The 12,303-nt window shown below is 72.1% G+C and carries 11 protein-coding genes; 6 read left to right on the plus strand and 5 right to left on the minus strand.

Translation table 11 applies throughout. From position 1 onward, the window contains the following. The first annotated feature begins 25 nt into the window (after positions 1-25). A complete protein-coding gene (locus ABZU46_RS19010; protein ID WP_354859476.1) occupies positions 26-358 on the plus strand; it encodes a hypothetical protein in 333 nt (110 codons plus the stop codon). A gap of 34 nt (positions 359-392) precedes the next feature. Here the strand turns inward: ABZU46_RS19010 and ABZU46_RS19015 are convergent, their stop codons facing one another. Then, positions 393-1,043 (minus strand): hypothetical protein, encoded by a 651-nt coding sequence (locus ABZU46_RS19015; RefSeq protein ID WP_354859478.1) that lies wholly within the window; start codon positions 1,041-1,043, stop codon positions 393-395. A 242-nt stretch (positions 1,044-1,285) separates the two neighbouring features. Between ABZU46_RS19015 and ABZU46_RS19020 the strand changes: the two genes are divergently transcribed. After that, positions 1,286-1,924 carry a copper resistance CopC family protein gene (locus ABZU46_RS19020; protein WP_354859479.1) on the plus strand — a complete coding sequence of 213 codons (639 nt, stop codon included), beginning with the start codon at positions 1,286-1,288 and terminating at the stop codon, positions 1,922-1,924. A 171-nt stretch (positions 1,925-2,095) separates the two neighbouring features. On the opposite strand, the gene gltX is transcribed toward ABZU46_RS19020, so the two are convergent. From gltX to ABZU46_RS19035, 3 genes are read right to left on the minus strand one after another with little or no spacing between them, the layout of a single operon-like run. Continuing rightward, a complete protein-coding gene (gene gltX / locus ABZU46_RS19025; RefSeq protein WP_354859482.1) occupies positions 2,096-3,505 on the minus strand; it encodes a glutamate--tRNA ligase in 1,410 nt (469 codons plus the stop codon). A 51-nt stretch (positions 3,506-3,556) separates the two neighbouring features. Then, positions 3,557-4,834, minus strand: a complete 1,278-nt coding sequence (locus tag ABZU46_RS19030) for an MFS transporter (RefSeq protein ID WP_354859485.1) — start codon at positions 4,832-4,834, stop codon at positions 3,557-3,559. Continuing rightward, positions 4,831-6,180: a GH1 family beta-glucosidase gene (locus ABZU46_RS19035; RefSeq protein WP_354859487.1), complete on the minus strand. Its 1,350-nt coding sequence runs from the start codon at positions 6,178-6,180 to the stop codon at positions 4,831-4,833. The genes ABZU46_RS19030 and ABZU46_RS19035 overlap by 4 nt, the downstream gene beginning before the upstream one ends. Before the next feature lie 188 nt (positions 6,181-6,368). On the opposite strand from ABZU46_RS19035, the gene ABZU46_RS19040 reads away from it, so the two are divergent. Continuing rightward, a complete protein-coding gene (locus ABZU46_RS19040; protein ID WP_354859490.1) occupies positions 6,369-6,818 on the plus strand; it encodes an SRPBCC family protein in 450 nt (149 codons plus the stop codon). A 189-nt stretch (positions 6,819-7,007) separates the two neighbouring features. Here ABZU46_RS19040 and aceE read toward each other — a convergent pair whose 3' ends face one another. Continuing rightward, a complete protein-coding gene (aceE, locus tag ABZU46_RS19045) occupies positions 7,008-9,746 on the minus strand; it encodes a pyruvate dehydrogenase (acetyl-transferring), homodimeric type (protein WP_354859492.1) in 2,739 nt (912 codons plus the stop codon). A 186-nt stretch (positions 9,747-9,932) separates the two neighbouring features. On the opposite strand from aceE, the gene ABZU46_RS19050 reads away from it, so the two are divergent. From ABZU46_RS19050 to ABZU46_RS19060, 3 genes are all read left to right on the plus strand, one after another. Continuing rightward, positions 9,933-10,337, plus strand: coding sequence for a YjbQ family protein (locus ABZU46_RS19050; protein WP_354859494.1), 405 nt, complete (start codon positions 9,933-9,935; stop codon positions 10,335-10,337). Between the two features lie 157 nt (positions 10,338-10,494). Next, positions 10,495-10,899 (plus strand): MarR family transcriptional regulator, encoded by a 405-nt coding sequence (locus tag ABZU46_RS19055; RefSeq protein WP_354859502.1) that lies wholly within the window; start codon positions 10,495-10,497, stop codon positions 10,897-10,899. 51 nt (positions 10,900-10,950) lie between these two features. After that, on the plus strand, positions 10,951-12,303 hold a 1,353-nt coding region (locus tag ABZU46_RS19060; RefSeq protein ID WP_354859496.1), incomplete at its 3' end, for a thiamine pyrophosphate-dependent enzyme.

The following is a 12,303-nucleotide window of genomic DNA, read 5'->3' on the forward strand; positions in this document are numbered from 1 at the left end:
GAGTGCGAGCGTGAGGAGACCGGGGATGGCGCACGGGGAGGCCGAGCACGGCTGCGCCCAGGGCGAGCCCTGCCGGCTGGGGCACCACGACCCGCAGGCGGCCGGCAAGCCGCGCCGGCCGGTCGGCGGGGCGTCGGCGCACCCGGCGGAGTCGACCGGCGGCCGTCCGTCCGAGCGGGCCGACGACGACGTGGCCGTGCCACGCCAGCGGGCCACCGAGCCGGTGCCGGCCGAGCCGGACGACGTCACCGGCTGCCGCAGCGAACTGCCCGGGTGGGCGGGGGCGCACCGGCACGGCCCGGTCCGGCCGCGTCAGCGGGCCACCCGACGGGAGCGCCCGCCGCGCCGCTGGTGCTGACCGCGCGACGGCTGGTCTGACCCGCCGCCCGAGGTCAGCGGGTCCGGCGGCGGATCAGCAGGGCGATTCCGGCGAGACCGACCGTGATGGTCAGCATCACCGCGACGTTGAGCAGCAGCAGTCGCTGCAACTCGCCGAGCGCTTCGTCGATGTCCCGCGCCGGGTCCATCGTGTCCTCCGGGAGGACCCGCTCGCCGCCGCCCACGCCGCCGCTGACCGTGTCGAACTGCCGCTCCAGCGGCACCCCGGCCGTGCGCAGCGTCTCGGACATGCTGAGCCGGCCGAGGAACCAGCCGGCGCTGGTCTTGCGGCCGTCCGGCTGCTTGGCCGGTCGGTACACGCGCGGGCCGCCGGCCGCCTTGGGGTAGAGGTCGAACGTCTGCTTCGGCGTCTCACCGGCGAGCACCACGACCGTGTACTTCGGACCGAGGTTGGCTGCCTTCGGCCCGGTCGGCATGCCGGTACGACCGAAGAAGTTGACCTGGTCGATGACCGCCACCACGTGCGTGGGCTGGGTGTCCGACCGGAGCCGCAGCGGCTCGGTGAGCCCTTCGCCGGTGATGTCCACACCGGCGGGTGCCGGTTTGGGCGCCGCGCTGGCCGGGCCGGCGGTGCCGAGCGCCAGCAGTGCCGCCGCCAGCGTGCCCGCCAGCACGGCGACCCAGCGCCTCATCTGTCGGACCATCCCGCCTCCTCGCCCCGTTCGATGGATGGCTTCGTCATGACGTCCGGGTCGGTCGGTCGGTGACAACACCGACCGAGCGGTCGGGCCCACTCTCACAGACTCCGCAGAACGTCGATGAATTGCAGCTTGTGGAACAGTAATTGGAACTATCTGCGATCTCTGCTCGACTAATGAGGAGCTGTTTTGATCAGCGGGCGGATCGTACCCTTACGGAGGGGTTCATGGGGGGCAGGGTTACACGAATGGCGCGGGTCGTGCCAGTGGTGTTCGGCGTGGCGTTCGGTGTGTCGTTGCTGGCCCCGGCGACACCGGCCGCCGCGCACAACTCGCTGACCGGCAGCGATCCGCGCGACGGCGCCCGGGTGGCCACCGCGCCCGCCCGGGTCGAGCTTCGGTTCCTGGCCAAGCCGGCCCCCGCTACGACGAAGATCACAATAACCGGACCGGACAATGTGGTCGCCGGCGGGCAGCCGACCTTCGACGGCAGTCGGGTACGCGTGCCGTTCAAGCCCGGCGCGGCGGGGCTCTACATCGTCGGGTACCAGCTCGCGTCCAGCGACGGCCACCCGATCAAGGGCGAGGTGCGGTTCACCCTCACCACCGGCACGGCCGCCGACCCGTCCGCCAGCCCCTCGGCCGCCGGCACCGGCCCGGCGGCAGCGCCGACCGGCTCGCCCTCGGCCGGGCCCTCGGGAGTCAACCCGTCCTCGGGCGGGCCGCCATCGGCGCCGGCGGGCAGCTCAACGGCGTCCGCTGTGCCAGCGGCCTCGGAGCGGTCCGACTCTGGTGGCCGCTGGTGGCTCTGGGCGCTCGGCGGCCTGGTGTTGCTCGCTGCTCTCGCCGCCGGCCTGGTGTTCCGTCGCAGGAACCGGGCGCACTGATCACACGATCGCCGCAGGCCTGGTGAACGGGGTGTCCGCGTCCCCCTTTGCTCTGCTTCAGCGGAGGCAACACTTCGCGTCCGATATTCGGACACCGGGTGTTGCGTGGGTTGAAGCAGAGCAAAGGGGGCGACGCGTAGGTACGACGCCGGCCCGCTGCCGGTCGGACTGTCAGGGCAGGCGGAGCCGGGCGGCGCGCATCCGGGTCAGGGTGCGCTCGCGACCGAGCACCTCCAGCGACTCGAACAGCGGCAGGCCGACCGTGCGGCCGGTGACCGCGACCCGGACGGGCGCCTGCGTCTTGCCGAGCTTGAGGCCGCGCTCGGCGCCGACCACCTCCAGCGTCGACTTCAGCGACTCGGCGTCCCAGGACTCCAGCGCCTCGAAGGCCGCGACGGCGGCGTCCAGCAGGTCGCCCGAGCCGTCCTTCATGGTCTTGGTCCAGGCCGCCTCGTCGATCAGCGGCGAGGCCAGGAAGAGGAAGTCGACGTTCGGCACGATCTCGCTGAGCACGGCGATCCGGGTCTGTGCCAGTGGTGCGACGGCGGCGAAGGCGTCGGCGTCGAACTCCTCCGGCTGCCACGGCGGCGGCGCGATGGTCCCGGTGCCGGTCAGCCACGGCTGGCAGGCGTCGATGAACTCGGGCACCGGCAGCGCGCGAATGTACTCGCCGTTGAAGGCGCGCAGCTTCTTCTCGTCGAAGAACGCGGGGGAGGGGTTGACCTCCTCCAGCCGGAACTCGTCCTCGATGACCGACCAGGGCACGATCTCCCGGTCGCCCGACGGCGCCCAGCCGAGCAGCATCAGGTAGTTGCGCATCGCGGCGGCGAGGTAGCCCTCGTCGCGGTACGCCTCCAGGGCGACCTTGTCGCGGCGCTTGGAGAGCTTCTGCCGCTTCTCGTTGACCACCACCGGCACGTGCGCCCAGACCGGCGGCTTGACTCCGAGGGCGTCCCAGAGCAGCTGCTGCTTGGGGGTGTTGGGCAGGTGCTCCTCGGCCCGGATCACGTGGGTGATCCCCATGGTCATGTCGTCGACGACGTTGGCGAGCAGGAAGACCGGCGAGCCGTCGCCGCGGGCGATGACGAAGTCCTCGATGAGCTTGTTCTCGAAGGTGGGCTCACCACGGATCAGGTCGACGACCACGGTGGTGCCCTCGTCGGGCGTACGGAAGCGCAGCGCGTGCCCAGGCCCCGGGCCGAGGCCGAGGTCGCGGTGGTAGCCGTCGTAGCCCTGGTACTGCGAGCCGGTACGGGCCTGCACGTCCTCGCGGGTGCAGTCGCAGTAGTAGGCCCGACCCGACTCGTAGAGCCGGGTGGCGGCGGCCCGGTGCTCGCCGGCGTTCGCCGACTGGAAGTAGGGCCCCTCGTAGCTGCCCCGGGAGATGCCGATCCAGTCCAGCGCGGAGAGGATGCCCTCGGTCCACTCGGGCTTGTTGCGGGCCGCGTCGGTGTCCTCGATGCGCAGCACGAACACCCCGCCCTGCTGCTTGGCGTAGATCCAGTTCTGCAGCGCAGAGCGGGCGCCGCCGACGTGGAACATACCGGTCGGGGAGGGGGCGAAGCGCACACGTACCGTCACGTCCTCCAGCCTACGGCGGCCGGCGACCGCTTTTGGCCACGGCCCCCCGACTCAGGGGACTGAGCGGATCTTGACGACCAGGGCGCTGCCCACCAGGGTGACCGCGGCGGTGACCGCGTAGAGCGTCGGGTACCCGCCCAGGTGGACGACGAGCGGGGCGGAGAGCGCCGGGCCGAGCACCTGCGGCGCGGAGTTGGCAATGTTGATCACGCCCAGGTCCTTGGCGCGGTCGGTGGCCCGGGGCAGCACCTGGGTGATCAGGGCGGCGTCCACCGAGAGGTAGACGCCGTAGCCGGCGCCGAGCAGCAGGGCGGCGACGATCGCCATCGGCCAGACCGGCGCGATGGCGAGCAGCAGCGCCGCGACCGCCATGATCAGGCCGGAGACGATCACGTAGACCTTGCGCCGCCCGGAGCGGTCCGACAGCCGGCCGGCGACCACCGCGGTCAGCATCATGCCGAGCGTGTAGAGCAGGATCAGCACCAACAGACCGCCCTCGGGGTCGGGGTAACGCACCCCGTCGGTGAGGAAGTACAGCAGGTAGAGGGTGCCCAGCGCGTTGCCGAGCTGGACCAGGAACCGGGTGATCCACGCCCAGGCGAAGTCCGGGTGCCGGCGCGGGCTGATCCACATCGAGGCGAACAGCGCCCGGGCCCGCAGCGCCGGGCGGTGCGCGCGGGGCAGCCGGTCGTCGGGAGTGAGCAGCGCGAACGGCAGCGACAGCACCAGGATGGCCACCGCGATGGCCAGGTAGCCGGCGGCGTTGCCGGTGACGACTGCGGTGACCAGCACCGCGCCGAGCACCAACCCGAGCGCCTGCGGGATACCCACCCAGCCGGAGACCGCGCCGCGCTGCGCCACCGGAACCCGGTCCGGGATGGCGGCCGTGAGGCTGGCCAGCATCGCGTTGAAGCAGACCTGGGCGGCGACCCAACCGACGGCGACCCCGAGGATGGTCCGCTGCTGGGCCAGCAGCACCAGCGCCGCCGCGCCGAGCACCGCGCCGCCGGCGGTCCAGACGTGCCGACGACCGAACTCCCGGCCGAGGATCCGCAGGCAGGTCCGGTCGGACAGCGCGCCCGCCAGGGGGTTGGCCAGCACCGCGGCCAACGCGCCCAGGCCGGTGACCACGGCCAGCATGGTCTCCTTGTCGGCGGGCGCGATCCGCTCGATCTGCTGCGGCAGCAGCACCTGGATCGGGGTGAAGAACGCCATCCACACGCCGAGGTTGGCCGCGAAGACCAGACCGATCCAGCCGCGTCGCACCGGCACGGTCGGTTCGGCGAGCGCCGCCGGCAGCGCCGCCGGTGCGGGGTCGAGGGTGGTCACCGCGCCGAACCGTCCCGGGAGGCCGCGATCACGTCCCGCAACCAGGCGTACGACGACTTCGGTGTACGCCTCTGGTCGGCGTAGTCGACGTGCACCAGCCCGAAGCGCTTGGTGAACCCCTCGGCCCACTCCCAGTTGTCCAGCAGTGACCAGACGAAGTACCCGCGTACGTCCACCCCGTCGTCGATGGCGGCCCGGACCGCCCGCAGGTGCCCGTCGAGGTACGCGATGCGCTCCGGGTCCGCCACCTGCCCGTCCGCGTCGGGTGCGTCGTCGTACGCGCAGCCGCTCTCGGTGATCTCGATGGGTGGCAGCGCGTCGCCGTACGTGTCACGCAGCCAGCCGAGCAGCTCGCGCAGCCCGTCGGGGGCGACCGGCCAGTCGAAGGCGGTACGCGGGTAGCCGTCCAGCGGCACCAGGTCGAACGGCAGCGGCGAGCCCTCCTCGGCGGCCCGTACGCCGGTGGGGTTGTAGTAGTTGACCCCCAGCACGTCGATGGGCGCGGCGATGATGTCCAGGTCGCCGGGGCGGACGACGCCCGGGTCGAAGCCGGGCAGCTCCGGGTAGCCGCGGCCGAGCAGCGGGTCGGTGAAGAGCCGGTTGTGCAGCGCCTCGTACGCGGCCCCGGCGGCCCGGTCGGCGGCGCGGTCGCCGAGCACCCGCACCGGGGAGTAGTTGTTGGCGATCGCCACCGGGCTGGCGCTGCTGGCGCGCAGCGCGGCGACCGCGAGCCCGTGCCCGAGCAGCTGGTGGTGGGCGACGGGGAAGGCGTCGAAGAGCAGCATCTCGCCGGGGGCGTGCACGCCCATGCCGTAGCCGAGGCTCATGTGGATGAACGGCTCATTGAGGGTGATCCAGAGCCGGACGCGGTCGCCGAGACGGGCGGCGGTCCGCTCGGCGTAGTCGGCGAAGCGGGCGGCGGTGTCGCGGTTGAGCCAGCCACCGGCGTCCTGCAGGGGTTGGGGCAGGTCCCAGTGGTACAGGGTGGCCACCGGGTCGACGCCGGCGGCCAGCAGGTCATCGACCAGGCGGTCGTAGAAGTCCAGGCCGGCGGCATTGGCTGCGCCGCTGCCGCTGGGCTGCACCCGGGGCCAGGCGATCGAGAACCGGTACGCGGAGACGCCCAGACCGGCCAGCAGCGCCACGTCCTCGGCGTACCGGTGGTAGTGGTCGCAGGCGGTCTCGCCGCTGCTGCCGTCGCTGATCCGGCCGGGGGAGCGCGCGAAGGTGTCCCAGATGGACGCTCCGCGTCCGCCGGCCGTGGTGGCGCCCTCAATCTGGTGGGCGGACGTGGAGACGCCCCAGCGGAAGCCGGCGGGGAACTTGGGCATCGGTGCGGTCGGCATGCGCCCTCCCGGTCAACGTGAAACGTGTTCGGGACTCTAGGGCGCTGTCGATGAATGCGCCATAGGCCGGGTTGGCGCAATCCGCAATGGTTGATCGGCGTGTCTTTTTCCTAACCCGTCCACGTAAGTCCGATTTAGCGCATAGAGTGCCGATATCGTGGGATGTCCTCACTGGAGGAAAGACGGAAATGATCCTCGTGGAACGCAGTGCGCACGTGGCGGCGCCGGTGGAAGTGGTCTGGGACGTCGTACAGCGGGCCGAGCAGTTACCGGCCTGGCTGGCGGGGGTCCGCGCGGCCGAAGTGCTCTCTGGAGAGGGCTTCGGGCGGCGGCAGCTGGTCCAGGCGGGGCGCGGTTCGGCGCATGAGGCCGAGGTGATCGCCTATCAGGAGCCGACGCTGATCGGCTGGCGGGAACGGGCCAAGGGTGCCGGTGCTCGTGCGGAGGCGCGCACCGAGATCTACGTCCAGCTCACCGAGGACGAGGAGGAGGAGGGCGGGACGATCGTGCGACTCATCGTCGTCCGCTGGCCGGCCGGCCCGGTCAAGGCGGCCCTGCTGCGCCTGGGCCTGCGCCGGGTCGGCGCCGACCTGGAGGACTCGCTCGCCCGGCTCACCGACCTGGCCGCCGTCGGCTGACGGGCGCGTCTGCTCCCGGCGTCACCCGCCCCTGGCGGTGGCCCCGGGCCCCCGCCAGGGGCCCCCGGACCGCCGCCGCTTCCCACTCACCCGCCGTCCGCCCGGTCGGTCGGGGCCGGGAGCGAGGGTGCGGGTGCACCAAGAAGGGCCCGGCGCGGGTGCGCCGGGCCCTTTCTCGATCGTGCTGGATCAGCTGTCGCCGCCGGTCTCGCCGACCGGGGCGGCGTTGACGTCGTCGATCGCGTACTTCTTGGCGGCCTCGGCCGGCACGGTGGCCGGCACCGCGCCGCTGCGGGCGAGCTGCCGCAGCGTGGCGACCACGATCGACTCGGCGTCGACGTGGAAGTGCCGGCGCAGCGCGTGCCGGGTGTCCGACATTCCGAAGCCGTCGGTGCCCAGCGACGTGTAGTCGCCGGGTACCCAGCGGGCGATCAGGTCCGGTACGGCGCGCATCCAGTCGCTGACCGCGACCTTCGGCCCGTCCGCGTCGGCCAGCTTCTGCGCGACGTACGGCACCTTGGCCTCGGCGCCCGGGTTGAGCAGGTTGTACTCCTCGGTCTCCACCGCGTCGCGACGCAGCTCGGTCCAGGAGGTCACCGACCAGACGTCGGCGGCCACCCCCCAGTCCTGGGCGAGCAGCTGCTGGGCCTTGAGCGCCCACTGCATGCCGGTGCCGGAGGCGAGGACGTTGGCCTTCGGGCCGTCGACCTGCGGTGCCGGGGAGTAGCGGTAGATGCCCTTGAGCAGGCCCTCCACGTCCACCCCGGCCGGCTCGGCCGGCTGGAGGATCGGCTCGTTGTAGACCGTCAGGTAGTAGAAGACGTTCTCCTGCGCGTCCCCGTACATCCGGTGCAGGCCGGCTTCCATGATGTGCGCGATCTCGAAGGAGAACGCCGGGTCGTACGCGACCACCGCCGGGTTGGTGGCGGCGATCAGCAGCGAGTGGCCGTCCTCGTGCTGCAGGCCCTCACCGTTGAGCGTCGTCCGCCCCGCGGTCGCGCCGAGCAGGAAGCCCCGCGCCATCTGGTCGGCCGCCGCCCACAGTCCGTCGGCGGTCCGCTGGAACCCGAACATCGAGTAGAAGATGTACATCGGGATCATCGGCTCGTCGTGGGTGGCGTACGCCGAGCCCGCGGCGGTGAACGAGGCGACCGAACCGGCCTCGTTGATGCCCTCGTGCAGGATCTGCCCGGTCGTCGACTCCTTGTACGACAGGAACAGCTCCCGGTCGACCGAGGTGTAGCGCTGCCCGTGCGGCGAGTAGATCTTCGCGGTCGGGAAGATCGAGTCGAGGCCGAAGGTGCGGGCCTCGTCCGGGATGATCGGCACCCAGCGCTTGCCGAACTCCTTGTCCTTCATGATGTCCTTGAGCAGGCGGACGAAGGCCATCGTGGTGGCCACCTTCTGCTTGCCCGAGCCGCGCTTGACGTCGGCGAACCGCTCCGGACCGGGGATGGTCAGCCGCTTGGTGCTGGTGCGCCGCGACGGCAGGTAGCCGCCGAGCTGCTCGCGGCGCTCCTTCAGGTAGGCCAGCTCCTCGGACTTCTCACCGGGGTGGAAGTACGGCGGCAGGTAGGGGTTGTCCTCCAGCGCCTTGTCCGGGATGTCCAGGTAGAGCCGGTCGCGGAAGGTCTTCAAGTCCTCCAGCGTCAGCTTCTTCATCTGGTGGGTCGCGTTGCGGCCCTCGAAGTGCGAACCGAGCGTCCAGCCCTTGATCGTCTTCGCCAGGATGACCGTCGGCTGACCGGTGTGCTCGGTGGCCGCCTTGTAGGCCGCGTAGAGCTTGCGGTAGTCGTGCCCACCCCGCTTGAGGTTCCAGATCTCGTCGTCGCTCAGCGGCTCGACCATCTTGCGGGTCCGTGCGTCCCGGCCGAAGAAGTGCTCCCGCACGTACGCGCCGGACTCGGCCTTGTAGGTCTGGTAGTCGCCGTCGGTCGTGGTGTTCATGAGGTTGACCAACGCGCCGTCGGTGTCCGCGGCGAGCAGCGGGTCCCACTCACGGCCCCAGACCACCTTGATCACGTTCCAGCCGGCGCCCCGGAAGAACGACTCCAGCTCCTGCATGACCTTGCCGTTGCCCCGGACCGGGCCGTCCAGCCGCTGGAGGTTGCAGTTGATCACGAAGGTGAGGTTGTCCAGCTCCTCGCGGGCGGCCACACCGATCGCGCCCAACGTCTCCGGCTCGTCCATCTCGCCGTCGCCGAGGAACGCCCACACGTGCTGCTGCGAGGTGTCCTTGATGCCGCGGTGCTGCAGGTACCGGTTGAACCGGGCCTGGTAGATCGCGTTCAGGCCGCCGAGGCCCATCGAGACGGTGGGGAACTCCCAGAAGTCCGGCATCAGCCGCGGGTGCGGGTACGACGGCAGCCCGCCGCCCGGATGCGACAGCTCCTGGCGGAACCCGTCGAGCTGGTGCTCGCTGAGCCGCCCCTCCAGGAACGCCCGCGCGTACATGCCGGGGGAGGCGTGACCCTGGTAGTAGATCTGGTCGCCGCCGCCCGGGTGGTTCTTGCCGCGGAAGAAGTGGTTGAAGCCCACCTCGTAGAGCGACGCCGAACTGGCGAAGGTGGAGATGTGCCCGCCGACGCCGATCTCCGGGCGCTGCGCCCGGTGCACCAGCATGGCGGCGTTCCACCGCACGTACGCCCGGATGCGCCGCTCGACGTGCTCGTCACCCGGGAACCAGGGTTCCTGCTCCGGCGGGATGGTGTTGATGTAGTCGGTGGTGGTCAGGGGCGGAACCCCGACCTGGCGCTCACGGGCCCGCTCCAGCAGGCGCAGCATGACGTAGCGGGCGCGTTTGGCGCCGCGCTCGTCGATGACACCGTCAAGCGACTCGACCCATTCGCTGGTCTCTTCAGGGTCGATGTCCGGAAGCTGGCTCGGTAGGCCGTCGCTGATCACCGGGCGCTTGCGTTCCGTAGCCACAGGCGTTCCCTCGGTTGTGTGTGGGATAGGTCTCTAGCGCCATCCTGCCCCCTGGTGGCACCCGTCGTCACGTCTAGGTGCCCCCGACGCGATGCTGAACACAGGTACCCGTCGGTAACTTAGCGCGACGACCCGTCCTTTCCCCATGCACCGGGGCTCCCGGCCCGCTGCGGCAGAATGCGACGTATGCGCAGTGACGTGATCACCGTCCAGACCGGGACCCGGCCGGCCGTCCGGGACATCACCGCCGAGGCCCAGAGCTTCGTCTCCGGCGAGGGAGACGGCCTGCTGCACGTCTTCGTGCCGCACGCCACCGCCGGGCTGGCGATCATCGAGACCGGATCGGGCTCCGACGACGACCTGCTCACCGCCCTCGACGCGCTGCTGCCCACCGACAACCGCTGGCGGCACCGGCACGGCTCGCCCGGCCACGGCCGGGACCACGTGCTGCCGGCCTTCGTCCCGCCGTACGCGACGCTGCCGGTGCTCGACGGACGCCTCGCCCTGGGCACCTGGCAGTCCATCTGCCTGGTCGACACCAACGGCGACAATCCCACCCGCCAGGTCCGCTTCTCCTTCCTCCCCGCCTGACCCCCCGGGCGATCATGGTCGCCGTGTGGGGTCGCACCTGATCGTTGAGCTGGGCGGTCGTCGTGGTGCGTACGATGTGGCGGTGGCACCGGAGGTGGTTTCCGCGGCGGGTCGACCGGTGGACCGGGCCGGCCTCGCGGCCGACGTGGTGCGCCGGATGGCACACCTGACCGCCTCGCTGCGACACCGGCAGGGCACCGCGTTCGCCGAGTTGGGGCTCACCCCGGCCACGGCCCGGGCGTTGCACGAGCTGGACCCGGACCGTCCACTGCCCGCCCGGGATCTCGCCGATCGGCTGGGCTGCGACCGGTCCAACGTGACGGCGCTTGTCGACCGGCTGGAGCAGGCCGGCCTGGTCGAGCGTCGTACCGACCCGACCGACCGCCGGCAGAAGACGCTCGTGGTGACCGAGGACGGCCGGGGCGTGCGGGACCGGGTGACCGAGGTGATGTCCGACTCCCGACTCCTGGCCGGGCTGAGTGACCAGGAGCTGTCCACCCTGCGTGACCTGGTGTGGAAGGTGTCCGACGGCGGCTGTCCGGAGCCGTGCGACCCGGCGTGAGTCGACAGGCGCCGGCCGTGTCCCACTGGGCGAGCATGGCCTGCGTCGGTAATGCTGTCGGACGTGACCACCCCGCAAGATCTCGACGACCGGTTCCGGGAGACGCTGGCGGCGCTGCCCGCCGCGCAGCGGAGGCGTGACCCCGCCGACCCGGTCACCGACGACGCCCCGCTGACCGGCGCGCAGCTGCTGGACCTGTTCGACGCGCAGGTGACCAGCCGCCAGCTCGACCTCGCCGGTCGTTGGCTGCGCAGTTTCGGGGAGGGTTTCTACACCATCGGCTCGGCCGGGCACGAGGGCAACGCGGCGGTCGCCGCCGCGCTGCGCCCCACCGACCCGGCGTTGCTGCACTACCGCTCCGGGGCGTTCTACTGCGTGCGGGCGGCCCAGGTCGCCGACGCCACGACGCCGACCGACACCGCCGACGCCGAACCGGCCACCGGCCGGGAGCCGGCCGCCGACCCGGAGCCGGCCGCCGACCCGGAGGCGGCCGCGGTGCCCGAGCCGGCCGGGTCCGAGCGGCCCACCGGCGGGTTCGCGGCGTACGCCGAGGCGGCCCGGGACGTGCTGCGCGGAATGGTCGCCTCCAGCGAGGAGCCGATCGCCGGTGGCCGGCACAAGGTGTTCGGCCGCGCCGACCTGGCGATCGTGCCGACCACCTCCACCATCGCCTCGCACCTGCCCCGCGCGGTCGGGATGGGGCTGGCCGTGGAGCGGCTGCGCCGGCTGGACACCGTCGGGCGCCGTGCCGGGGCCGGGGAACGGGTCGGCAGCGGGGCCCGCGCGGCGCACGCCCCCTGGCCGCCGGACGCCATCGTGGTCTGCTCGTTCGGCGACGCGTCGGTCAACCACGCCAGCGCCACCGCCGCCTTCAACACCGCCGGCTGGTACGACCACGCCGGACTGCGCATCCCGGTGCTCTTCGTCTGCGAGGACAACGGGCTGGGCATCAGCGTCCGCTCCCCGGAGGGCTGGGTGGAGGCGACGCTGCGCGCCAAACCGGGCATCCACTACTTCACCGCCGACGGCGCCGACCCGGTACGGGCGTACGAGGTGGCGCAGGAGGCCGCGACCTGGGTACGCCGGCACCGGCGGCCGGCCGTACTGCACCTGCGCACGGTCCGGCTGATGGGCCACGCCGGGGCGGACGCGGAGTCGGCGTACCGCAGCCCGGCCGAGCTGGCCGAGGACCTTCAGCGGGATCCGGTGGCCGCCACCGCCCGGCTGCTCGTCGACGCCGGTGTGGCGACCGCCGACGAACTGCTGGCCCGGTACGACGAGACCGGCTGGCAGGTCCGCCGGCTGGCCGAGGAGGTGCTGGGCGAGCCGAAGCTGGCCTCCGCCGCCGACGTGGTGTCGGCGCTGGCGCCCCGCCGCCCGGTGCGGGTGGCGCGGGCGGTGGCC

It is taken from the genome of Micromonospora sp. NPDC005197, from assembly GCF_040608295.1.
In the GTDB taxonomy this organism is placed as follows: domain Bacteria; phylum Actinomycetota; class Actinomycetes; order Mycobacteriales; family Micromonosporaceae; genus Micromonospora.